At 73.4% G+C, this 21,494-nt stretch carries 21 protein-coding genes and 1 pseudogene; 6 read left to right on the top strand and 16 right to left on the bottom strand.

Features of this window, described 5'->3' with window-relative positions; translation table 11 throughout:
* Positions 1 to 128 precede the first annotated feature (128 nt).
* Entirely contained in the window at positions 129 to 1,481 is a 1,353-nt protein-coding gene (locus H505_RS0129975; RefSeq protein WP_026404913.1) for a flotillin family protein, read from the top strand.
* 92 nt (positions 1,482 to 1,573) lie between these two features.
* Here the strand turns inward: H505_RS0129975 and H505_RS0129970 are convergent, their stop codons facing one another.
* Positions 1,574 to 1,828, bottom strand: a complete 255-nt coding sequence (locus H505_RS0129970) for a Txe/YoeB family addiction module toxin (protein ID WP_026404912.1) — start codon at positions 1,826 to 1,828, stop codon at positions 1,574 to 1,576.
* A gap of 156 nt (positions 1,829 to 1,984) precedes the next feature.
* Here H505_RS0129970 and H505_RS45220 point away from each other — a divergent pair, with 156 nt between their 5' ends.
* Complete coding sequence (locus tag H505_RS45220) at positions 1,985 to 2,923, top strand: alpha/beta hydrolase (RefSeq protein ID WP_051301321.1); 939 nt, start codon at positions 1,985 to 1,987, stop codon at positions 2,921 to 2,923.
* A 46-nt stretch (positions 2,924 to 2,969) separates the two neighbouring features.
* Here the strand turns inward: H505_RS45220 and H505_RS0129955 are convergent, their stop codons facing one another.
* Genes H505_RS0129955 through H505_RS0129925 form a run of 7 tightly spaced genes read right to left on the bottom strand, consistent with a single transcriptional unit; the run spans position 2,970 to position 11,091 of the window.
* Positions 2,970 to 3,659 carry a putative N-acetylmannosamine-6-phosphate 2-epimerase gene (locus H505_RS0129955; RefSeq protein ID WP_026404911.1) on the bottom strand — a complete coding sequence of 230 codons (690 nt, stop codon included), beginning with the start codon at positions 3,657 to 3,659 and terminating at the stop codon, positions 2,970 to 2,972.
* On the bottom strand, positions 3,656 to 4,555 hold the full coding sequence (locus H505_RS0129950) for an ROK family protein (RefSeq protein ID WP_026404910.1): 900 nt from the start codon (positions 4,553 to 4,555) through the stop codon (positions 3,656 to 3,658). The genes H505_RS0129955 and H505_RS0129950 overlap by 4 nt, the downstream gene beginning before the upstream one ends.
* Complete coding sequence (locus H505_RS0129945; RefSeq protein WP_026404909.1) at positions 4,552 to 5,493, bottom strand: dihydrodipicolinate synthase family protein; 942 nt, start codon at positions 5,491 to 5,493, stop codon at positions 4,552 to 4,554. Before H505_RS0129945 ends, H505_RS0129950 begins: the two co-directional genes overlap by 4 nt.
* On the bottom strand, positions 5,490 to 6,506 hold the full coding sequence (locus H505_RS0129940) for an oligopeptide/dipeptide ABC transporter ATP-binding protein (protein ID WP_026404908.1): 1,017 nt from the start codon (positions 6,504 to 6,506) through the stop codon (positions 5,490 to 5,492). The genes H505_RS0129945 and H505_RS0129940 overlap by 4 nt, the downstream gene beginning before the upstream one ends.
* Positions 6,503 to 8,515 carry a dipeptide/oligopeptide/nickel ABC transporter permease/ATP-binding protein gene (locus H505_RS45215; RefSeq protein WP_051301320.1) on the bottom strand — a complete coding sequence of 671 codons (2,013 nt, stop codon included), beginning with the start codon at positions 8,513 to 8,515 and terminating at the stop codon, positions 6,503 to 6,505. Before H505_RS45215 ends, H505_RS0129940 begins: the two co-directional genes overlap by 4 nt.
* Positions 8,512 to 9,471 (bottom strand): ABC transporter permease, encoded by a 960-nt coding sequence (locus H505_RS0129930; RefSeq protein ID WP_026404907.1) that lies wholly within the window; start codon positions 9,469 to 9,471, stop codon positions 8,512 to 8,514. The genes H505_RS45215 and H505_RS0129930 overlap by 4 nt, the downstream gene beginning before the upstream one ends.
* Before the next feature lie 33 nt (positions 9,472 to 9,504).
* Complete coding sequence (locus tag H505_RS0129925; protein ID WP_026404906.1) at positions 9,505 to 11,091, bottom strand: ABC transporter substrate-binding protein; 1,587 nt, start codon at positions 11,089 to 11,091, stop codon at positions 9,505 to 9,507.
* 172 nt (positions 11,092 to 11,263) lie between these two features.
* Between H505_RS0129925 and H505_RS45210 the strand changes: the two genes are divergently transcribed.
* Complete coding sequence (locus tag H505_RS45210) at positions 11,264 to 11,995, top strand: FadR/GntR family transcriptional regulator (protein WP_034520537.1); 732 nt, start codon at positions 11,264 to 11,266, stop codon at positions 11,993 to 11,995.
* A 51-nt stretch (positions 11,996 to 12,046) separates the two neighbouring features.
* Here H505_RS45210 and H505_RS45205 read toward each other — a convergent pair whose 3' ends face one another.
* Entirely contained in the window at positions 12,047 to 12,946 is a 900-nt protein-coding gene (locus tag H505_RS45205; RefSeq protein ID WP_064743735.1) for a Rieske (2Fe-2S) protein, read from the bottom strand.
* A gap of 244 nt (positions 12,947 to 13,190) precedes the next feature.
* Between H505_RS45205 and H505_RS48210 the strand changes: the two genes are divergently transcribed.
* Positions 13,191 to 14,894 carry a sialidase family protein gene (locus H505_RS48210; protein ID WP_051301319.1) on the top strand — a complete coding sequence of 568 codons (1,704 nt, stop codon included), beginning with the start codon at positions 13,191 to 13,193 and terminating at the stop codon, positions 14,892 to 14,894.
* Positions 14,895 to 15,163: 269 nt separating this feature from the next.
* On the opposite strand, the gene H505_RS0129905 is transcribed toward H505_RS48210, so the two are convergent.
* The 5 genes from H505_RS0129905 to H505_RS45195 all read right to left on the bottom strand — a co-directional run bounded on the left by H505_RS0129905 (position 15,164) and on the right by H505_RS45195 (position 18,366).
* Positions 15,164 to 15,742 (bottom strand): hypothetical protein, encoded by a 579-nt coding sequence (locus H505_RS0129905; protein WP_199748222.1) that lies wholly within the window; start codon positions 15,740 to 15,742, stop codon positions 15,164 to 15,166.
* Positions 15,743 to 15,810: 68 nt separating this feature from the next.
* The gene (gene hisS / locus H505_RS0129900) at positions 15,811 to 17,127 is read right to left on the bottom strand and encodes a histidine--tRNA ligase (RefSeq protein ID WP_026404904.1); all 1,317 of its coding nucleotides are present in this window, start codon (positions 17,125 to 17,127) and stop codon (positions 15,811 to 15,813) included.
* Between the two features lie 57 nt (positions 17,128 to 17,184).
* Positions 17,185 to 17,352, bottom strand: a complete 168-nt coding sequence (locus H505_RS50195; RefSeq protein ID WP_157433186.1) for a hypothetical protein — start codon at positions 17,350 to 17,352, stop codon at positions 17,185 to 17,187.
* A 34-nt stretch (positions 17,353 to 17,386) separates the two neighbouring features.
* Positions 17,387 to 17,575: a DUF397 domain-containing protein gene (locus H505_RS0129890; protein WP_026404903.1), complete on the bottom strand. Its 189-nt coding sequence runs from the start codon at positions 17,573 to 17,575 to the stop codon at positions 17,387 to 17,389.
* On the bottom strand, positions 17,566 to 18,366 hold the full coding sequence (locus H505_RS45195) for a helix-turn-helix domain-containing protein (protein WP_245592664.1): 801 nt from the start codon (positions 18,364 to 18,366) through the stop codon (positions 17,566 to 17,568). Before H505_RS45195 ends, H505_RS0129890 begins: the two co-directional genes overlap by 10 nt.
* 141 nt (positions 18,367 to 18,507) lie before the next feature.
* Here H505_RS45195 and H505_RS50190 point away from each other — a divergent pair, with 141 nt between their 5' ends.
* Entirely contained in the window at positions 18,508 to 18,894 is a 387-nt protein-coding gene (locus H505_RS50190; RefSeq protein ID WP_051301317.1) for an ATP-binding protein, read from the top strand.
* Between the two features lie 303 nt (positions 18,895 to 19,197).
* Positions 19,198 to 19,797, top strand: coding sequence for a hypothetical protein (locus tag H505_RS50185; protein WP_157433185.1), 600 nt, complete (start codon positions 19,198 to 19,200; stop codon positions 19,795 to 19,797).
* Positions 19,798 to 19,877: 80 nt separating this feature from the next.
* Here the strand turns inward: H505_RS50185 and H505_RS52080 are convergent.
* Both H505_RS52080 and H505_RS0129865 read right to left on the bottom strand, forming a co-directional pair.
* A pseudogene (locus H505_RS52080) lies at positions 19,878 to 20,193 on the bottom strand (IS5/IS1182 family transposase); the annotation flags it as partial.
* A 170-nt stretch (positions 20,194 to 20,363) separates the two neighbouring features.
* On the bottom strand, positions 20,364 to 21,326 hold the full coding sequence (locus tag H505_RS0129865) for an alpha/beta hydrolase (protein ID WP_026404901.1): 963 nt from the start codon (positions 21,324 to 21,326) through the stop codon (positions 20,364 to 20,366).
* Positions 21,327 to 21,494: the final 168 nt, after the last annotated feature.

Genomic DNA, 21,494 nt, shown 5'->3' with positions numbered 1-21,494 from the left:
GAACGTTCGTCCCGTTCGCCGGGAACTTCCGTGTCGGCGAAACCGTTCGCGCTTCCGCCGCGTCCCATCGGTAACGCGGACGAGCCCTCCCGTATCGGGCCCGCCGCCCGAGCACGGAAGGGGGCCGGATGGCCATCATCATCGGTGCGGTCGTCGTCGGACTCATCGTTCTGATCATCCTGTTCAAGCTCATCTGGAAGGTGGCCGAGCCGAACGAGGCGCTGATCATCTCGGGTCTCGGTGCGCGCTCGAAGAGCGAGACGGGGCTCGACAGCCTCGGCTTCAAGATCGTCACCGGGAAGGGCACCGCGGTGCTCCCCGGCTTCCAGACCGCCCGCCGGCTGCGCCTCGACAGCCGCGCCGGGAACCTCGAGGTGCAGTGCGTCACCCAGCAGGGAATCCCGGTGCACGTCCGCGGCGTCGTCATCTACAAGGTCGGCGACGACCTCGTGTCGATCGCGAACGCGGCCCGCCGGTTCCTGGAGCAGCAGGCGTCCATGGACGGCGCCATCCACGAGCTGTTCACCGGCCACCTGCGCTCGATCATCGGCAACCTCACCGTCGAGGACCTCATCCTCAACCGGGAGCGGCTGACCAGCGAGACCCGCATGTCGGCCGCCGACGAGATGAGCAAGCTCGGCCTGATCGTCGACTCCCTCCAGATCCAGGAGATCGACGACGAGACCGGCTACATCGTCAACCTGGGCCGCCCGCACGCCGCCCGCGTCTCGTCCGCGGCCCGCATCGCCGAGGCGGAGCGCAACCAGGAGGCGACCCGCCGCGAGCAGGAGACCGAGCGGGAGAACGCCGCGGTCATCCGCGACACGGAGATCAAGAAGGCCGAGTACAACGGTGAGGTCCAGCAGGCGGAGCAGCAGGCCCGCCAGGAGGTCATCCTCCGCGAGACCCGCAACGCCGAGCTGGAGGCGGAGCGCACCGAGAAGCGGCTCGAGTCGGAGGTCCGCAAGCCCGCCGACGCCCGCGCGTACGAGCAGGTCAAGCTGGCCGAGGCCGAGCGCGAGGAGCGCATCGCCTACGCGCAGGCCGCCGCGACCGAGGTGCAGCTGAAGGCCGAGCGGGAGGCGGAGGCCACCCGCATCCTCGGCCAGGCCGAGGCGGACGCCATCCGCCAGAAGGGCCTCGCGGAGGCCGAGGCCATCAAGGCGCGGGCCGAGGCCCTCGCCGAGAACACCGACGCGGTCATCGCGCAGCAGCTCGCGGAGAAGTGGCCGGAGATCGTCGAGGCGGGCGCCGAGGTGTTCGGCAACGTCGACAACATGGTCGTCCTCAACGGCGCCCAGGGCGTCGAGGACATGCTCGCCAAGGCCCTCACCCTCGGCGGCACCGGGCTCGGCGTCGCCCGCCAGCTCCTCGGCAACCTCAACGCGACCCCCGCCGCGCAGCCCGCGGCCAACGGCCACGCCCCCGACACGCCCCTCCCCGCCGAGATCGCCAAGACCGCATCCCCCAAGGAAGACTGACCGCCCCTGCGCCGAGGCCCGGCCGGACGACGGCGTCCGGCCGGGCCTTCGCGCGCCGGGACCGCGCCGGTCGAGAGGCGGCTCGCCCTTGGTCAGTAGTGGTAGCGGGCTTGCAGGATGATGAGTTCGTCGTCTCGCGGGAGATAGACGAGACGGTGCTCCTCCGTAATTCGCCTGGACCAGGCACCCTGCAGCGCATGCTTCAGCGGTTCGGGTTTCCCGATGCCCTCGTACGGGTCGCGCAGGGCGTCGTCGATGAGGCGGTTGATCCGTTCCAGGACCTGCCGATCGCTGGAGAGCCAGGAGGTGCAGTCCTCCCACCCTTCGGGGGTGAAGGACGGTTTCACTGATCCCCGTCGGGGTCGATCGGCTCACGGATCTCGTGGCGGCCCTCAAGGGCGTGCTGGTAGGCCGACATGAGGCGGCGCATGTTGGCCGGGGAGCGCAGCAGGTGCGCGATGTGATCTGCAATGTAGGATGTCCCATGTCCTAGGGAGGGGTGTATGGCGGAAGTCGAGTTCGATGCGGACGTCGCCGCGTGGCTGCGGGCGCGGGCGCTGGATCCCACGGCCGCGGACGCGTCGGTCGAGGGGGCGCGGCGGCACGCGGTCGCGGTGAACGAGCGCTCGCGGGCGCTGCTCGCGGACCCGTTCGCCCCGGCGGACGAGCGCGACGAGCGGATCGGCGCCCCGGACGGGGCCGTGCCGGTGCGGGTGATCGAGCCCGTGAAGCGGGTCGACGAGACCGCGATCCTGTTCTTCCACGGCGGCGGCTGGATCGCCGGGGACCTGCGGACCCACCTCCAGCACATGCGCCGCCTCGCCGCCGGGACCGGACGGACGGTCGTCGGCGTCGACTACCGGCTCGCCCCCGAGCACCCGTACCCGGCCGCGTTCGACGACTGCCTCGCCGCCGCCCTGCACATGGCCCGGGACAGGCGGGTGGCCGTGGCCGGGGACAGTGCGGGCGGGCAGCTCGCGGCGTCCGTCGCGATCGCGTGTCGGGACGCCGGGGTGCCGCTCGCGGGCCAGCTGCTGGTCGTGCCGGTGACGGACGTCGCGGGCGGCTACGCCGACCCGGCCGTGAACGCGCGGTACCCGTCCCGGGCGAAGCGGGCGGAGGGGTACGGGCTGACGCTGGACGGCATGCGCTCGTTCGCCGGCCTGTACGCGGGGCCCGGCGGCGACTGGCGGGTCTCGCCGCTGCGGGCCGCCGACCTGGCGGGCGTCGCGCCCGCGGTCGTCCACACCGCCGGGTACGACCCGCTGTGCGACGAGGGCGACGCGTACGCGGCGGCGCTGCGGGACGCCGGGGTGCCGGTCGTGCACCGGACGTGGCCCACGCTGAACCACGGGTTCTTCGGCCTCGGCGGGGTCTCCGCGACGGCCGAGGCCGCCGCGGCCCAAGCCACCGCCGACCTGCGCGACCTCCTCGACGGGTAGGCGGAGAGGCCCGGTCCCCGCGGGGGCCGGGCCTCTCCGCTCTCCGCTAGGACGACACGGCCGCCGCGAAGCGGGCGGTGATCCACCGCGGGTCGGTGATGGCGGTGCCCACGACGACCGACGTCGCGCCCGCCTCGATCGCCGCCGCGGCGGCGTCGGGCGAGTGGTAGCGGCCCTCGGCGATGAGCAGGGCGCCCGGGAGCGCGGCGCGCAGCGCGCGGACGAGGCCGATGTCCGGGCCGTCCGGGACCGGGCCGGGGCCGGTGTAGCCGGCGAGGGTGGTGGCGACCATGTCGGCGCCCGCCTCGGCCGCCGCGACGCCCTCCTCCAGCGTCGCGACGTCCGCCATGAACAGGGCGCCCGCGTCGTGGACGGCCGCGATCGACTCGGCCACCGGGCGCCCGTCGGGGCGGGGGCGGAACGTGGCGTCGGCCGCGACGACCGCGGCGCCCGCGGCGACGACCGCGCGGGCCGCCTCGACGGTCGGGGTGATGAACACGCCGTCCGTCCCGTCCTTGGTGAGGCCGATGACGGGCACGGCGACCGCGTCCGCGATGGCGGCGACGTCCGGGACGCCGCCGACGCCGCCGCAGCGGATCGCCGCCGCGCCGCCCGCCTCGGCGGCCCGCGCCGACCGGGTGAGGGCGGCGGTGTCGCGCAGCGGGTGCCCGTGCCCCGCCTGGCAGGACACGATCAGCCGGTTCCGGACGAGCGCGGCGAACTCCTCGGACGTCATGCATCCCCCTCGTGGTCGGTGGCGGCTCGGGCGAGCAGCGCGGCGCCGGTGAGCGGCGCGTCGGTGCCGAGCGCGGCGGGCAGGATCGGTGTGGCGCGCAGCGGCGGCAGCGCCTCCGCACGGAACGCGGCGGTGACCGCGTCGAGGAACGGCGCGCCGACCTGGGCGACGCCGCCGCCGACCACGACGGCGTCCGGGTCGAGGACGGCGAGGAGCCCGGCGAGCGCGCGGCCGAGCAGCGCCCCGGCGCGGCCGGGGTCGCCGGTGGCCGCGATGGCCGGGCCGGACACCGCGGCCTCCAGGTGGTCGCGCCGCCCGCAGCCGCACGGCACCGGCCCCCGTTCGGGGACGAGCAGGTGCGCGAGTTCCCCGGCGGTGCCGTGCGCTCCGCCGTCGAGCCGTCCGCCGGTGGTCAGCGCGCCGCCGACGCCGGTCCCGACGGACACGTGCAGGACGCGGTGGTACCCGGCGCCCGCGCCCCGCCGGGCCTCGCCGAGGCCCATCGCGCGGACGTCGTTGGCGACCGCGACGGGCAGGCCGGTCAGGTCCGCGAGGACGTCCCGCACCGGCGTCCCGGACCAGCCGGGCAGCACGTCCGTCGCGGACACGACGCGCCCGGTCGCCGGGTCGACGACCCCCGGCGCCCCGACGCCCAGCGCGCGGACGCCGGCTGCCCGCAGCCGGTCGCCGGTGCCGCCGCCCGGGGGGCGGCTCCCGTCGCGGGCGTCCTCGGCGAGGCCGTCCAGCAGCCGGGCGGCGGCGGCGAGGACGGCCTGCCCGCCGCCCTCGGGAGTTGGGACGCGGCCGCGGTGCAGGACCGTTCCCTCGGCGTCCGCCAGCGCGGCCGCGACCTTGGTGCCGCCGATGTCGAGCGCGGCGTACCGGACGGCGGTCACAGCAGGCCCGCGGCGGCGAGCCGCTCCCGTACCCGTCCGGTCTCGGCGGCGTCGAGCTGCACCTGCGGCGGCGCGGTGACCGGGTGGTCGATGACGCCGAGGAGGTGCAGCGCGGCCTTGAACGCGCCGAGCGCCGACGAGCCGCGGCCCATCCGGTCGGTCGCGCCCGCGTTGACGATGTCGAACAGCCGCAGCAGCCGCTCCTGCTCGGCGCGGGCGTCGTCCCACCGGCCCTCGGCGCAGTGCCGGTACAGCCGCACGTACCCGGCGGGGTCGACGTTGCCGAGGCCCGGGACGACCCCGTGGACGCCCATCGCGACGGCCGTGTCGACGGTCAGTTCGGCGCCGGTGAGCACGCTGAACCCGTCGATCCCGGCGTCGCGCTGCGCGAGCAGGAGGGTGCGCAGGGCGCCGTCGTCGCCGCTGGAGTCCTTGACGCCCGCGAGGACGCCGTCGGCGGCGAGCCGCAGCAGCATCGCGCCGTCCAGCTTGGTGTGGACGGACACCGGCAGGTCGTAGGCGTAGACGGGGACGGGCACGGCGGCGGCGACGCGGCGCAGGTGGTCCTCGATCTCGGCCGGGTGGGTGCGCGTGTAGAACGGGGCGGTCACGACGACCCCGGCGCAGCCGGCCTCGGCGGCGGCGCGGGCGTGCTCGATCACCCGGGGGGTGGTCATGTCGATGACGCCGCCGAGGACGGGCACCCGCCCGGCGGCGTGCTTCACGGCGGTCTCCAGCACGGTCCGCCGGTGCCCGTCGGGCAGGAACGCGACCTCGCTCGTCGAGCCCAGGACGAACAGGCCGTCCACCCCGGCGCCGACGAGGTGGTCGATGAGCCGTTCCAGGGACGGGACGTCCACGTCGAGGCCGGGGGTGAGCGGCGTGCAGACGGGCGGCACGACGCCGCCGAGGCGGGTGGGAGCGGGAGCGGTGGTCACGGTTTCTCCAGGGAGGCGGTCGGGACGGCGAGGTCGGACGGGTCGGTGACGGGGTGCAGGCACCGGTACCGGTGCAGCGGGTCGGCCGCGGACTCGAAGGCGGGCATCGCCTCGGCGCAGTCGGCGGCGGCGCGCGGGCAGCGGGTGCGGAACGGGCAGCCGGACGGGGGCCGGACGGCCGAGGGGACGGGCCCGTCGAGCCGGATCGGCTCCATCGGGTCGAGCAGGCTCGGCGTCGCGGACAGCAGCGCGCGGGTGTACGGGTGGCGGGTGCCGTCGGCGGCGACCGTCCCGGCGGGCGCCTCCTCGACGATCCGGCCGAGGTACATCGTCACGATGCGGTCGGACATGCGGCGGACGGTCTGGATGTCGTGGGACACGAACACCATCGACAGCCCGAGCCGGTCCTTGAGGTCGAGCAGCAGGTTGAGGATCTGCGCCCGGACGGACACGTCGAGCGCCGACGTGGGTTCGTCGGCGACGAGCAGTGACGGGTCGAGCATCAGCGCGCGGGCGATCGCGACGCGCTGCCGCTGCCCGCCGGACAGCTGCGCGGGCAGCGCGGCGGCGGTCGACGGCGGCAGCCCGACCAGCGACATCAGTTCCCGGACGCGCTCGTCCCGTTCGGCGGGCGTGCCGCGCTTGTGCACGTCGAGGGGGTCGCGGAGGATCGTGCGGACGGGCAGCCGCCGGTTGAGGGCGGTGGCGGGGTCCTGGAAGACCATCCCGACGGACGCGCCGATCCGGGCGGCCCGCTCGGCGCGGCGGAGCCCGCCGAGGTCGTCCCCCTCGAACAGGACGGTGCCGGACGTCGGGCGCAGCAGCCCGACGAGCACCTTCGCGAGCGTCGACTTGCCGCACCCGGACTCGCCGACGATCCCGACCGTCTCGCCGGGCGCGACGGCGAGGTCGGCGCCGGTCAGCGCGTGCACGACGTCCCGCCGGAACGGGGAGCCGCCGCGTGCGGGCAGCCGGACGTGCACGTCGCGGAGTTCCATCACGGGGGTGGTCATCGCTGCTCTCCCGTCTCGGCCGGAACATGCCCGGCCGCGTCGTCGGCGGGTGCGTCGGCGGGTGCGCCGGCCGGGTGGTGGCAGGCGAACGCGTGCCCGTCCGGGGTGCCGGACGGCTCGGGCCGCTCGGCGCACGCGGCGGTCGCCGCGGCGCACCGGTCGGCGAACCGGCAGCCCGGCGGGAAGCCGGACGGCGACGGCACGACGCCCGGGATCTGCACGGGCCGCGCGTCCGGGGTCTCCAGCGACAGCACCGCGCCGAGCAGGCCGCGCGCGTAGTGGTGCCGGGGCGCGGCGACGACCCGGGAGGTGGCGCCGGCCTCGGCGACCTGCCCGCCGTACATGACGACGACGCGGTCGGTGACGTCGGCGACGAGCGCGAGGTCGTGCGAGACGAGGATCAGCGCGAAGCCGAGCTCCTCGCGGAGCCGCAGCAGCAGCCGCATGACCTCGGCCTGGACGGTGACGTCGAGGGCGGTGGTCGGCTCGTCGGCGACGACGAGGCGCGGGTCGCGCGACAGCGCCATCGCGATCAGCACCCGCTGCCGCTGGCCGCCGGACAGCTCGTGCGGGTAGCTGCGCAGCGTCCGGTGCGGGTCGAGGCCGACGAGGGTCAGCAGCTCCTCGGGGGTGCGGGTGCCGCCGCGGCGGGTGAGCTGCCGGAGCTGCGCCCGGATCGTCATCGCCGGGTTCAGCGACGACAGCGCGTCCTGGTAGATCATCGCCATGTCGTGGCCGAGCAGTCCGCGCCGCTCGCGGGCGGGCATCGTCCGCAGGTCGCGGCCGTCGAACAGCAGCCGTCCGCCGAGCTTCGCGGCGCGCGGCTCCAGGCCCATGATCGCGAGGCTGGTGAGGCTCTTGCCGCAGCCGCTCTCGCCGACGAGCCCGACGACCTCGCCGGGACGCACGTCCAGCGACACCCCGTCGACGACGTCGACGTCGCCGTAGCGGTCGGGGAACGCGATGGTGAGGTCCTCGACGCGCAGCAGCGGCTCGCCGTCGGGGAGGGGGCGGGCGCGTGCGGCGAGGCGCCGCCCGGCCTCGTGCAGGCCGTCGCTGAGCACCCGCGCGGGCTCGGCCGCCCGCTCGGCGGACGGGGCCGCCGTGCGGGCGTCGCCGCCCTTGCCGTCCTTGCCGCCGTCCTTCGCCGCTGCGGAGCGGTCGGCGGGCGCGGCCCAGGCGTCCGAGATGCCCTCGGACAGGATGTTCAGCACCAGCACCGTCACGAGGATGAACAGGCCGGGGAAGAACGTCGCCCACCAGCCGCCGGACAGGACCAGCGCCTTGCCGTAGGCGATGACGCTGCCCCAGGACGGGTCGGGGTCCTGCACGCCCGCGCCGATGAACGACAGGCTCGCCTCGAACACGATCGCGTTCGCGACGATGATCGTGACGAAGACCAGGACGGGCGCCGCGCAGTTGATCAGCACGTGGCGGCTCAGGATGTGCGCGCGCCCGGCGCCGATGATCTGCTCGGCGGCGACGTAGTCCTCGCCGTACTGCGACATCACGTTGGCGCGGACGACCCGCGCGACCTGCGGCACGTACAGGAACGCGATCGTGCAGATCAGCACCGGCAGGCTCTTGCCGAACACGGTGACGATCACCGCGGCGAGCGCGACGGCCGGGAACGCCATCACGACGTCGAGGCACCGCATGACCAGCTCGTCCACCGCGCGGTGCGACGTCGCCGCGAGCGAGCCGAGCAGCGCCCCGACGACCAGCGCGAGCAGGGCGGCGCCGAGGCCGATGGCGAGGGACCAGCGCGCCCCGTACATGACGCGGGCGAAGACGTCCCGGCCGACGCGGTCGGTGCCGAACCAGTGGTCGGCGGACGGCGCCTGCCCGGCGACGCCCGTGGTGAGCGGGTCGTGCCCGCTGACCAGCGGCGCGCACAGCGCCGCCAGCACGATCAGCAGGAGTAGCGCCAGCGCCGCCCGGGACGCCGGCCGCAGCCGGCGCACCGCGCGGGACGCCGCGCCGGTCGCCGCACCGAGCGGACCGCTCATCGCGTCGCTCCCTTCAGCCGCGGGTTCGCGAACAGGTACAGGACGTCCACCAGCAGGTTCACCAGCAGGAAGCTCACCGCGACGCAGAGCACGACGCCCTGCACGAGGGCGAGGTCCCCGGCGGTGACGGCCTGCATGATGAGCGTGCCGAGGCCGGGCAGCCCGAAGATCGCCTCGATGACGACCGTGCCGCTGAGCAGGTAGCCGATCTGCAGGCCGAGCACGGTCAGCGGGGTGATCAGCGCGTTGCGCAGCACGTTGCGCCCGACGACGACCGACCGCGGCAGCCCGCCGCCGACCGCCGTCCGGACGTAGTCGCGGTCGAGTTCCTCGACCATCGCGGTGCGCACGACGCGGGCGAGCTGGGAGCCGACCGGCAGCGCCACCGCGACGGCGGGCAGCGCGAGGCTGCGCAGCCATTCGCCGACCGAGTCGGCGGGGTTGACGTAGCCGCCGGTCGGGAACCAGCCGAGGCGCAGCGCGAACCACTGGATCAGCAGGATGCCGAGCCAGAACGACGGCATCGCGACACCGGCCATGGACACGGCGCGGATGACCTGGTCGGGCCAGCGGTCCCGGAACAGCGCCGCCGTGACGCCGAGCGCGAGCGCGACGAGCACGCCGAGCAGCACCGACAGCACCGCGAGCTGGAGCGTCAGCGGGAACGCGGTCGAGACCGCCTCGGTGACGGGGCGGCTCGGCGCCGCCGTCACCCCGAGGTCGCCTTGCAGCAGGTCGCCGAGAAAGCGGGCGTACCGGAGGGGGAGCGGGTCGTTCAGCCCGTTCTCCTCCGCGTACGCGGCGCGCGCCTCGGGTGTCGAGCCCTCTCCGAGGGCGTTGTAGGCGGGGTCGCTCGGAGAGAACCTCAGGACGACGAAGACGAGCAGCGTGACGCCCAGCACCATCGGTACCAGGAGCAGCAGCCGGCCCAGCGCCATCCGCAGGATCGTGGCCATGGATCGATGTCCGTTTCGTCTGCGGTCAGGCGGTCACGCGCGGCCGACGTCGAGGAACGACAGGCCGGTCGTGGCGAGCGGCTTGAAGCCGCTCAGCGCGTCGCCGTTCCATGCGGTCGGCAGCTTGCGGTGGAAGATCGGGTACAGCGCGGCCTGCTCGGCGACGATGTTCATCGCCTCGGCCCACATCCGCTTGCGCGCGGCCTCGTCGGTCTCGCGGGCGGCGTCGTCGAGCAGCTCGACGACCTTCTTCGCCTCGGCGGTGCCGGAGTTGTAGCTGCGGGTCTCCGGCCAGGTCCCGACGTAGAACCAGCGCATCAGCAGGTCGACGTCGTTGCCGAACACCGACGGGTCGCCGGGCGCGGCCATCACCTGGTACTTGCCGTTGTCGATCTTGTTGGCGTACTGGCCGCCGGACTGCCCGACGTTCAGCGTCGTCCGCACCCCGATGGCGTCCCAGCTCTGCTTGATCAGCGGGACGCAGTCCTTCACGAAGTCGGTGTCGGTGGTGACGAGCTCGACCTCCAGGCCGTTCACGCCCGCTTCCTGCAGCAGCTTCTTCGCCTTCGCCGGTTCGTGCCCGTAGACGGTGGACGCCCGGACGTAGTCGGGGTGGCCCTCGGGCAGGAACCCGGTCGCGGCGGCGGCGTTGCCGAGCAGCGCCGTGTCGATCATCTTCCCGGTGTCGATCGCGTACTGCAGCGCCTGCCGCACGCGGACGTCGTCGAACGGCTTCTTCTTGCAGTTGAACATGAGGAACAGCAGCCCGAAGCTCTGCACGGACTCGACGTCCATGCTCTTCGACAGCTCCTCGACGTTCAGGTACGGGACGGCCTCGATCACCTGGACGCGCTTGGACTGCAGGGCGGTGACGCGCGCGGACGGGTCGGTGATGAGCAGCCACGTCATCGTCGGAGCCTTCGCGGGCCGCGGCCCGTTGTACGCGTCGAACTTCTCGAACTTCAGGCCGCTGCCGGCGTTCGCGGCCGTCAGCTTGAACGGGCCGGACCCGGTGGGCAGCGCGTCGAACTTCTTCTGGTCCGCCTCGACGATCTTCTTGGGGACGATCCGGACGACCGACAGCCGCTCGCCGAACAGCGCGAACGCGTACTTGAGCGTGAACTCGACGGTCTGCTCGTCGACCTTCTTCACGCCGTCGAGGAACGGCAGGAACTGGGCGAACAGCGACTCGTTGTCGGGGTCGAGCACCCGCTCGAAGCTGAACACGACGTCGTCGGCGGTCACCTTGGAGCCGTCGTGGAAGGTGGCGCCGTCGCGGATCGCGACCCGGTAGGTGGTGTCGTCGACCTGCTCGGGGTCGGCCTTGGCGAGCGCGTTGAACGGCTTGCGGGTGACCGGGTCGAGGTCGACGAGCGGTTCGAGGACGTGCTGGTTCGCGGCGGTGGCGACCGCGCTGGAGGACGTCATCGGGTCGAAGCCGCCGGACAGCGCGTAGGAGAGGGCGGCCTGGATGCCGGTCCCGCTCCCGGAGCCGCCGGTGGAGGACGGGCCGCTGCAGGCCGACAGGCTTGCGGTGATGGCCGCGGCGGCGCCGAGCATGCCGGTGTAGCGCAGGAAGTCGCGGCGGTTGAGGCCGGCGCCGCGCGGGAGATCGGTCACGACGTCTCCAGGGGTCGGAGGGGTGGGAGGGCGACGGAGGGAGGATGTAGGACATCCAACGTCGCTCGTCGGTGTACCGTAGGCGTCGGCAACGGCCCGGTCAAGTGTCGAGCCGGCCGCGGCGCCCGGGAGCAACCCGGACGCACCGGACGCGAAGGGGGAACGGGACGCGATGACCGTCGGTCGCACGCGTGGACGCACCACGAGCAGCCGCAACAGCCGCACCGAGGAGGTGCAGCAGCGGGTCAAGCAGCTCATCCTCGAGCGCGGCCTCGCCGTCGGCGACCCGATGCCCACCGAGTTCGAGCTCGTCGAGGAACTCGACGTCAGCCGCAACTCGCTCCGCGAGGCCCTCAAGGCCCTCCAGGCCGTCGGGATCGTGGAGATCCGGCACGGCTTCGGCATGTACGTCGGCAGCATGTCGCTCGGCGCGCTGGTCGACGAGCTGACCTTCCACGCCCGCATCTCCAAGCGGCAGGGCCGCGACGACCTCGCGCACCTCGTCGACGTCCGGGAGATCCTCGAACGCGGCCTGATCGATCAGGTCATCGACCGCGGCCTGAACTCCGGCACCCCGGACCTCGACGAGGTGATGCGCCGGATGGAGGTCGAGGCCGACGCGGGGCAGGTCACCCCCGAGACCGACCGGCTGTTCCACGAGCTGCTCTACCGGCCCCTCGCGAACCCGATCGTCAACCAGCTCCTCGGCGCGTTCTGGGACGTCTACCGCACCCTGCAGCACGACCTCGCCCCGGTCGTCCAGGAGTCGCACGACGTGGCCGCGCGCCACCGCGACATCTACGAGGCGCTGCGGGCGGGCGACCGGTCGGCGGCCGCCGCCGCGATGGCCGCCCACTTCCGCGGCATCCGCGACCGCCTCGAACTCCGCGCCGCCGGGCACTGACGCCCGCCGCCCGCGGGCCGGCGGGGGCCCGCGGGCCGGGCGGCTCGCGGGTCAGGTGGCGGACGCCCGCGCCAGGCCCCCGCGGACCTTCCGCCGCGGCCGCTCCACGGCCTCCTCGGCGCCTTCCGCCGGGACGCCCCGCGGCGGGACGCGGACCTCGATGCGCCCGTCCCGCACCCGCGTCTGGTAGTGCGGCTCCGGCGTGCTCGCCGGTCCGCGCACGATGCCGCCGTCCTCCAACCGGAACGTGCTGCTGTGCCAGGGGCAGGTGACGCACCCGTCCTCGAAGGTCCCCTCCTCCAGCGGGCCGCCCATGTGGGTGCAGGTGGCGCCCAGCGCGAAGATCCGCCCGCCGTCCCGGTAGAGCAGGATCGGCGTCCCGTTCACCTCGACCCGGTGGGGCGCGCCCTCGGCCAGTTCGGCGTCGTCCAGCAGCGGCGTCCACGCCTCCGGCTCCTGCTGCCACGCGGTGCGGTTGACGTTGACGCCCTGGACGAACGACATGTGCCCACCCAGGTAGCCGCCGACCCCCAGCACCCCGGCCCCGGCCCAGCCGAGCGCCCGTCCCGCGCGGCGGTTCCCGCGCTTGCGCATGATCATCGAGGCGACGAACAGGCCCAGCGCCGTGTCGTTGACCAGCGCGTGCACCAGCCCCACCCGCCGCTCCGGGCCGATGGTGTCGGACCAGTCGTTCACCCCGGTCAGCACCGTCGGCACCGAACTGGCGATCCCGACCTTCACCAGCAGGTCCGCCGCGGGCTCGGCGGCGCGCCCCCCGATGGCGTCCAGCAGCGCGGCCATGTTCCACGCGCCGATCGTGACGTCGGTGAGCGCCGGGTGCAGGGCATGCCCCAGGCTCGTCCCGCTGAGCAGGTTGCGGACCGCCTTCGGCCGCACCACCCGTCCGGCCGCCTTGGTCGCGGGCTCGGCGACGCGGTCGAGCGACTCCATCTCCCCCAGTCGACGCGCTGCCCGATGCGGCATGCTCATGTGGCCCTCCCCGTTCACCGTGGTCACGCTCGGTGGTCGTCCGACTCGTTACATCGCCTCCCTATCCGGCGGACGCCCAGGAAAACCCCGAAGCGCGTCCACGGGGCCCGGGGGACGGCCGCGGCGCGAGGGTTGACGCGGGCGCCGTCCGCGCCTAACTTCACCCCGCGAGAGGACATCCCATGTCCCATATCGGAGGTAAGACATGCCCCCGCGCCCCCGCGCCACAGCCCGCAGAGCCGCGGCGGCCGGCGCCGCCGCCGTCACCGCCCTCGCCCTCGCCGCCCCGCCCGCCCGCGCCGCCACCGGGCAGTCCGCCGTCGTCTCCCAGGACTGCACGTCCGGCCGCATCCAGGAGACGGTCGTCAACGACACGCCGTCCGCCACGACCTTCACCCTGACCTGGCCCGGCCAGGGCACCTGGACCGCCCGCGTCGCCCCCGGCGACCGCGCCCACTTCCACTTCACCAAGCCGTCCGGCACCGCCTACACGTTCCGCACGACGACCCCGCAGGGCTTCGACCAGACCGACTCCGGCGTCCTCGACTGCTCCGGCGCGCTCAGCGTCCGCGCCGCCATGGACTGCGCCGCCCCGCACCGCCTCCGCCTGGTCCTCGACAACCGCTCGGAGACCGCCAAGCGGTTCACCGTCGCCTGGCCCGGCCGCTCCGGCTCCCCCTGGACGGTCGACGTCCCCGCCCGCTCCGGCGACGACAGCCTCTACTGGACGGTCCCCGACGGGACCCCGTACACGTTCAACGTGTCGTCCGGCTCCTGGTCGAAGTCCGTGTCCGGCACGTCCGGCTGCGGCCTCGACTCCGGCGAGCCCGGCATGAACGCGCAGAAGGTCCTCACCACCTCGACCGTCATCGACGGCCTCGGCAAGGCGCCGAAGTCGGTCCGCATCCCCGGCCTCGCCGTCGCCAACGACGGGACGGTCGTCGCCGTCATGGACGCCCGCGTCGACGGCAGCTACGACCTCGGCGGCGGCACGAACAACATCCAGATCGCGATGACCCGCAGCACCGACGGCGGCACGACCTGGACCCGCCCGAAGATCATCGCGAAGCCCGCCAGGACCTCCCAGGGCTACGGCGACCCGAGCCTCCTCGTCGACCGCGAGACCGGCAAGATCTTCTGCTTCTTCACCTACGCCCCGGCGCCCGGCGTCGGCTTCTGGGGCTCCCAGCCCGGCGACACCTCCGAGAACTCCACCACCAACACCCACATCACCTACATCACCTCGACCGACGGCGGCGCCACCTGGAGCGACCCCGTCGACCTCAACCCGGTCGTCCGCGACCCCGCGTGGGGCGGCATGTTCGCGTCGTCCGGGCACGGCGTCCAGCTCGACTCCGGCCGCCTCGTCCAGCCGATCGTCTACCGCCTGAACAACCGGTCTCACGCCGCGAACATCTACTCCGACGACCACGGCGCCACCTGGCACAACGGCACCACCGCCGCCGCCGGCGTCAACGAGAGCAAGGTGATCCAGCGCGCCACCGGCCGCGTCGCGCAGAACCTGCGCCACGACGCCGGCGGCGACCGCTGGTACGCGATGGCCGACGACGTCACCGCCCCGTGGGGGACGGCCTGGAAGAGCGGCCTCATCGACCCGGGCAACAACGGCGACGAGATCTCGTACCTGCGGCCCGTCCCGGGGACCCCGGCTCTGACGGGCACCGCCCTGCACAGCAACACCGCCGACACGTCCCGCACGGACCTGACCGTCCGCCTCAGCCGGGACGACGGCGTGAGCTGGCCGCGCCACGCCCTCATCAAGCCCGGCGCGTCCGGCTACTCCACCATGGCCGTCCTCGCCGACGGCTCCGTGGGCGCCCTCCACGAGATCGGCGACACCGGCGGCATCGTCTTCACCCGCTTCACCCTCCCCTGGGTGGAGAACTGACCCGCCGTCCACGCGCGAGGCCCGCCCGGTTCCGCCCGGCCGGGCCTCGCCCACCTTCAGGGGCCCAGGGCCCGGCCGGGGAGGTGGTGTGGCGAGGAAGTGCCGTGGGGCCCGCTGACCGCACCCGCCCCCTCACCACCCCCGCCCCGTGATGGACACTCGGGCGCACCCCGGCCAACCGCCGAAGGCTCCCCGCCCGTCGCGCCCGGTGCCATCCGCCCGCTCGTTCCTCCGGGAGGGGCCGCACAAGGGGCGCCTCCGGCCTTGCCCTACCCGTCCAGGTACAACAGCGCCGTGATGGTCTTCTTGCAGATGTCGCAGTGCATGGGGGCCTCCTCGCTCGCGAGATCGGCCTCGACGGTGGTGATGCGGTCGATGACACCGCTCTCGCGCTCGGCCTCGAAGGCCGCACGCCACCGCACCGTGTTCTCGGTGAGGTCGGCGACGTAGCGGGCGGTCATCTCGTAGAACGACCTGACGCCGTGTTCCCGCATGTAGCCCCAGTTGAACTCCAGGGACCGCAGTGCGATCGGGAACGGGTGCGTGACCAGTCCCTGTGCCCAGCGTTCGGACACGTCCGCGACGTCGAGGCGGGTCGCACGCTCGTCCAGGACGGCCCACATGCCGGAGGCATCGTACTCGGCGGTGACCTCTGCAAGCAGCTTCGAGGCCGCCTCAAGGTTCGCGGCCTTGCGGTCGAACAGCGCCAGCGCCTCCTCGACCGCCGGACCAGCAGGCTCCTTGCGGGCCGCATCGATGGCCGCCTTGAGGTGGACGGCGTAGGCGGCCTCCCACGACAGGTGTTCGCCGAAGGCGTTCCAGGGGTCAGGGAACCCCCTCTCAGCCACGGCGGCGAAGATTCGATCTCCTTGCGCTCCCATGCCTGCCTCCGATGCTCGGACGGTGCGAGGTGCACCTACATCCTGAGTTCGGAATCGAGGGCTGTGAAGAGGTCGGTGACCGGAACCCGTTGCTGGTCGCCGGTCTCCATGTTTCTGATCGTGACCGCTTCCTCGGCGTGCTCGCTGTCGCCTTGCAGCAAGGCGAACCGGGCGCGACGGTCGGCCGCCCATTTGAGCTGCTTGCCCAGCTTCTTGCTGGTGCCGAGGAAGACTTCCGCCCGCCACCCCGCACGCCGGAACCCCTGCGCGAAACCGAGGGCGTCCGTGGCGTAGTCGTCGTTCATGATCGTGACCGCAATGTCGATACGGTCCGTCCCATCGTCGGCGTCTCCCAGTGCGCCGATGATGCGCTCGACCCCGATCGAGAACCCGCACGCGGTCACGTCCGGGCCGCCGAGAGTCCGGATCAGGTGGTCGTACCGGCCCCCGCTCGCGATCGAGCCCGGCATCCCCGGCGACACCACCTCCCAGATCGCCCCGGTGTAGTAGTCCAGCCCGCGCACGAGGTTCGGCGCGAACCGGATGCGTGCCGCGCCGACGTGCGGCCCCGCCAGCTCCAGCAGCCGGTCCACCTCGGCGAGTCCTTCGCGGCCGTCCGCGTTGTCCTTCAGCGCCGCGCGCATCCGCTCCACGGCGTCGTCGGCGGTGACGTCCCGGACCAGCTCCCCGGCGATGCCCCGGTCCAGGCCGCGCGCCTCCACCAGCTCGGCGACCACGGACGCCGGCTCCTGCTTGTCCAGCTTGTCCAGGGTGATCAGCGCGCCCGCCGCCCGGTCCGCGGCGACGCCGTACACCTGCATCAGGCCGGACAGCGCCCGCCGGCTGTTGACGAGGATCGTGAAGTCCCGGACGCCCATCGCGTCGAGCGCGTCCGCCCCCGCGCACACCACTTCGGCCTCCACCAGGGGCGACGACGACCCGACGATGTCGATGTCGCACTGGGTGAACTCGCGGAACCGGCCCTTGCCGGGGCGGTCGGCCCGCCAGACCGGCCCGATCGCGTACCGCTTGTACGGGGTGGGGAGGCGGCTGCCGTGCGCGGCGACCACCCGTGCCAGCGGGACGGTCAGGTCGTAGCGCAGCGCCATGTCCGCCTCGCCGCTCGCCTCGTGCGCACCACGCTTGAGGATCTTGAAGATGAGCTTGTCGCCCTCGTCCCCGTACTTGCCGGTCAGGGTCTCCAGGCGCTCGAACGCCGGGGTCTGCAGCGGCTCGAACCCGTACCGGGTGAACACCGACCGTGCCGCCTCGAAGACCCGTTCACGCTGATAGAGGTCGGTCGCGAGAAAGTCCCGCGTCCCCGACGGCGGTTCGAACTGCTGCGACGCCATGGAGGTCCCTTCGTTTGCCGCTGTGCTTGCGAGACGTCCACCAACGTAATGGAGCCGTCACCGCCACACGGGCAACTCGACCCCGACGTGCGGCGCCGCCGCATCCACGTCCACGCCGACTACGTTCGCACCGTAACCACCGCCCCGTGCATCGATGGTCAACGGTTGCGCCGCGACGCCGACCGCGACGGCATCGGCAAGCTCGTGGTCGGCGCCGTCGTCCACACCGGCGGCCGAGGGGAGTGAGGGGGAGTTCTGCTCAGCGCGCGTCCGAGGCGGCCCGGACGGCCTCGCGCAGCACGGACGGGCGGGCCAAGAGAACCGGCCCGTCCGGGTCCTTGCTGTCCCGGACGGCTACCGTGCCGGGAAGCGCGGCAAGTTCGACGCAGTCGCCGCCGTTCTCGCCGCTCCGGCTTGCCTTGCGCCAGGTCGCTTTGCTTAGGTCCATCTCTCAAGCGCCTCTCTCATCACATCGCGTGACATGTCCTCTGGGAGCGCCTTCGCTCGCAACTCTCTCAGTGCGGCTGAGATTGGCGTCAGGTCGGCCGGGTTGTCGGTCGTGATACCGCGGACGACCGTCTCCATATATGCCACCTCGCTGCGGTCCTCCATGGTAGCCACCACGAAGGCGCCGCCCGTTCCGGCTGGACGCCAGTTATTTCGTACGACCTGGATGACGACGTTCGGGAGTTCGCTCTGGGCGATGAGGTGTGCAACCTGCTCTTGCATCACCTTGGCTGAGCCGATGGCGTAGTGGAGCACGGCCTCACTCAAGAGGGCAGTGAGGATGGTGGGGGCCGGTTCTTCCCTGGTGAGGATGCTTTGACGTGCGATGCGGGCTTCTACGGCTTCGTCATTGCTCAGAAAGGCGCGAGCGTAGTCGACGGTCTGCAAGAGGCCGGGGACGATTGTGTGCTGCCATGTGACCAGCTCGATGGCGTCGGCTTCGACCTGTGGCCAGTCGAACCAGATCGGAACCGGATGGCCGTCCTTGTTCAGGTCCGCCCACAGGCTGATGAGCGCCCCGCCCGCTTCGAGGTAGTCGTCCACTAGCTCGACGTAGGAGCGGGTCGCGCGCTTCTTACCGGCCTCGATCCGGCTTACCTGGGCGGGGCTGACCTTCGTCAGGTTGGCGATCGTCTCCTGCTTGATGGTCTTGGCCTCGCGGAGCCGCCGCATCTGACGTCCGAGCGCGACGAGGGCGGGGGATTCCTGGGGACGCTGACGCCGTACCGCCATGATCACTTACCTCTCCCGGTAATTTGCACCTACGGCGGGGGCCGTGCTCTTGGTCGCCACTTTGCTGTGGCATGCCGATCGTAGCTCCGAAAGTGGCTGAATGTGTGGTGTTCACCACACACAGTGATGGGAGCTGGGCGCATGATCGAGGCGACGCATGCGGAGATGGTGGTCAAGCGCCACCTCGGGTCGGTCGCGGAGGTTCGGGGGTTCATACGGCTCACGCTGGCGCCGTCCGGGGTGGACGACTTCGTCCCGTGCCTGGTCGCGAGTGAGCTGGTCACGAACGCGATCCGGCACACGACCGGGCCGGACGACGTCACGTTCCGGCTCGGGCACAACGAGGACGGCTCGCTCTGGATGGAGGTCCAGGACTCCCACTGGGAGGAGCCGCGCGTGCAGCGGGCCGACCTGGACGGCGAGTCCGGGCGCGGCCTGTTCGTCGTCGAGCAGTACACGCGTTACTGGGGCGTGCGTCCCCTGTCCGGCAACACCGGCAAGGTCGTCTTCGCGGTTCTGAACCCGTGAGGTCGTGAGCGGGGGGACGGCCCCCTCACGTCCGCACCGTCCCTCCGCTTCCTCGCCCGCAGCTTCGACCGGCGTGACCGGTGCCCTGGCGTCATCCCCGGGTGCCGGAAAGGCGTTCGCCGCCGCCGGGCCCAGCCCGTCCGGGCACGTCTGCCGAGGCGTCCCGCCGCCGCACGTCCGCCCGTCCGGGCCGGTTCGAGGTGGTGGCGCAGGTGTGAGCCCCCCGCGCATGCATGTCCGCGAGTGCCGTCGACGAGGACGGCGCCGGGCCGGGGGCCCGATCGGAAAACGGAGGTCCGATCCATGCACGACGAGCACAACGCAGCCGCAGGCCCCTTCCCGGCCTGGCTGGACCACGATCCCGAGCAGGTCCAGGCGGCCCTGGCCCGCCGCTTCCCCGGCGTCCCGTCCTGGCACGGGGAGTGGACGGGGTCCTGGTGGTCGATGGTCGGCGACCGCCTCCTGGAGGCCGCCTGCCCCGCCACCCTCGCCGACATGATCCAGACGGCCCTGTCCGCCACCCGCCCACCACCTTCGCGCCCGGCCCCGCCAGCACCCCCGCCCCCGCGCCCGGTTCCGGCGGCGACCCCGCTCCCGTCCAGGGCCCCGGCCCCGCCCGAGTCCCCGGCGCCGCTGGCGAGCCCGGTCGCCGTCCCGGTCCCGGTCGGTCCGGCGCAACCGTCCCGTCCGGTGCCACCGCCGGAGCTGCGCCCCCGCCTCGAACCCCGCCCGCCCGTCCGTCCCCGACCCCGTCCGGTCCCACACGCCGGGACGTCCCCGACCTCACGCCGACCGAGCCGCCGCCCCACCGACCACCACCGCCACGCCGCCACCCACCGCCGTCCCGCAGGCTTCCTCACCCGCCTCCGAGCCCTACTCCACCTCCCGGCCCCCGCCCGCTGACCCCACCCGCCCGGCCCAGCCTCACGACGCGCGCCGCGCTCCCGCCCGCCGAGCAAACGGAGAGCTGACGGCCCTCGGCGCCCGGCGCCCTGGCAGGCATGGTCGGCCCAGCAGGGGACGCCGTTGTCGGCCCGGGCGTCGATCACGCCGGGTTCTCGGGCCGCGCGGACGTCGTGGACAGCCGGGGGCAGGGGGCCGGGGAAGCCCGCAGCAGCCCCCCGGCCGGATCGGCGAGGACCCGCCCGTTCACCTCGCGTTTCGTCGGCTTCCCCGAGCGGGAGGGCGGTCCGTGGTGACCCGGTCGATCGGCAGCAGCGTGCCGCCGAGCAGGACGAACGCCATCAGCGACGCCGTCCGGGCCGCCTGGGCGTGCGTCGGTGCCGGGGCGGCCAGGATGTCGATCGGGTCCGTCCGGCCCGGGTGCCTGCGCGCGGTCTGTCCCACGTGGCGTTGCCGGGGGGCGCGCGCGTGGCGCGTCCCGCCGCCGGCCTCGACCGGGCCCAGGACACCTCGGTCCATCCCGGGAAAGCGACCGGTCGGCCGGTCGGCATGCGTTGCCGGTGGGCTCAGGCGGCCTTCTCGCCGGCGGCGGGCAGGTCGCGGACGAAGGCGCCCATCTCCTCGATGGAGCGCAGGCCCTCGCGGCAGAAGTCGGCGAAGATCTGGAAGACGTGGGGCTGGCGGTCCCAGACGACGAGGGTGACGGGCACCCCGGCGTCCGACAGGCGTCGGGCCATCAGCTCGGCGTCCACCAGCAGCACCTCGGTCGACCCCACGTGGATCAGGGTCGGCGGCATCGCGGCGAGGGCGCCGTTGACGGGCGAGTGCAGCGGTTCCAGCGCGAGGCCGCCGAGCAGCACCGGGGTGAGCTCCGGCAGCAGCGCGCCGGGGATGTAAGGGTCGAGCGGCAGGTTGGCGTGCGCGAGCTTGTCGGCGTGGTCGAGGTTGGTCAGCGGCGACATCGCGACCAGGCCGCCGGGCGCGGGCAGCCCGTCCAGGACGGCCTGGAGCGCGGTCGCGAACGTCAGGAACCCGCCCGCCGAGTCCCCGGCGATCACGATCTCGTCCGCCCGGTACCCCTCGTCCAACAGGAACTCGTACGCCGCCACGCAGTCGGCGATCGACCCGAGCAGCGACGTGCCGGGCAACTGCCGGTAGGCCACCGACAGCGCGGGCGCCCCCGACGCCGCCGACAACCGCGCCACCATCCGCCGGTGCGTCCGCAGACTGCCGACCACGAACCCGCCCCCGTGCAGGTAGAGGATCACCCGTCCTCGCCCGCGGGCCGCGCTCACCCCGGGCCCCAGCACCCACTCCGCGGCGAACCCGTCGAAGGGCACCGCGGCCCGCCGTGTCCCCGGCGGCGTCACCATCACCACGCACAGCGGGTCGAGCACCTTCCACAACCGCATCCCGAACGGAGTGAACAGCACATACCGCATCAGCGGCCGCAACCAGAACCGCAAGAAGAAGGTGAACACCCGGGTGGGCACCCCCACCCCGAGCCGCTCCTCCACCACCTGTCCCATGGCCGCCTCCCGAGCAAGCGTTAGGCCGCCACGCTACCGGAGCCCCCGACCGAAGCCCGAGCCGCCCACGCCCTATCCGGGAGGACGCGCCTAAAGCCTGTTTTGAAGTGGCCCGCCCTGCCGGCAACGCGGCGGGGCCTGGGCGAACGTCCTGGCCGGGCCGCAGGC

The organism is Actinomadura rifamycini DSM 43936, from assembly GCF_000425065.1.
Lineage (GTDB): Bacteria > Actinomycetota > Actinomycetes > Streptosporangiales > Streptosporangiaceae > Spirillospora > Spirillospora rifamycini.
This window is presented reverse-complemented; position numbering and strand designations above follow the sequence as displayed.

Coding starts and splice junctions, on each gene's coding strand:
- H505_RS0129975 (WP_026404913.1), top strand. CDS start 129: ATGGCCATCATCATCGGTGCGGTCGTCGTCGGACTCATCGTTCTGATC.
- H505_RS45220 (WP_051301321.1), top strand. CDS start 1,985: ATGGCGGAAGTCGAGTTCGATGCGGACGTCGCCGCGTGGCTGCGGGCG.
- H505_RS0129955 (WP_026404911.1), bottom strand. CDS start 3,659: ATGACGTCCGAGGAGTTCGCCGCGCTCGTCCGGAACCGGCTGATCGTG.
- H505_RS0129940 (WP_026404908.1), bottom strand. CDS start 6,506: ATGACCACCCCCGTGATGGAACTCCGCGACGTGCACGTCCGGCTGCCC.
- H505_RS45215 (WP_051301320.1), bottom strand. CDS start 8,515: ATGAGCGGTCCGCTCGGTGCGGCGACCGGCGCGGCGTCCCGCGCGGTG.
- H505_RS0129930 (WP_026404907.1), bottom strand. CDS start 9,471: ATGGCCACGATCCTGCGGATGGCGCTGGGCCGGCTGCTGCTCCTGGTA.
- H505_RS45210 (WP_034520537.1), top strand. CDS start 11,264: ATGACCGTCGGTCGCACGCGTGGACGCACCACGAGCAGCCGCAACAGC.
- H505_RS45205 (WP_064743735.1), bottom strand. CDS start 12,946: ATGGAGTCGCTCGACCGCGTCGCCGAGCCCGCGACCAAGGCGGCCGGA.
- H505_RS48210 (WP_051301319.1), top strand. CDS start 13,191: ATGCCCCCGCGCCCCCGCGCCACAGCCCGCAGAGCCGCGGCGGCCGGC.
- hisS (WP_026404904.1), bottom strand. CDS start 17,127: ATGGCGTCGCAGCAGTTCGAACCGCCGTCGGGGACGCGGGACTTTCTC.
- H505_RS0129890 (WP_026404903.1), bottom strand. CDS start 17,575: ATGGACCTAAGCAAAGCGACCTGGCGCAAGGCAAGCCGGAGCGGCGAG.
- H505_RS45195 (WP_245592664.1), bottom strand. CDS start 18,366: ATGGCGGTACGGCGTCAGCGTCCCCAGGAATCCCCCGCCCTCGTCGCG.
- H505_RS50190 (WP_051301317.1), top strand. CDS start 18,508: ATGATCGAGGCGACGCATGCGGAGATGGTGGTCAAGCGCCACCTCGGG.
- H505_RS50185 (WP_157433185.1), top strand. CDS start 19,198: ATGCACGACGAGCACAACGCAGCCGCAGGCCCCTTCCCGGCCTGGCTG.
- H505_RS0129865 (WP_026404901.1), bottom strand. CDS start 21,326: ATGGGACAGGTGGTGGAGGAGCGGCTCGGGGTGGGGGTGCCCACCCGG.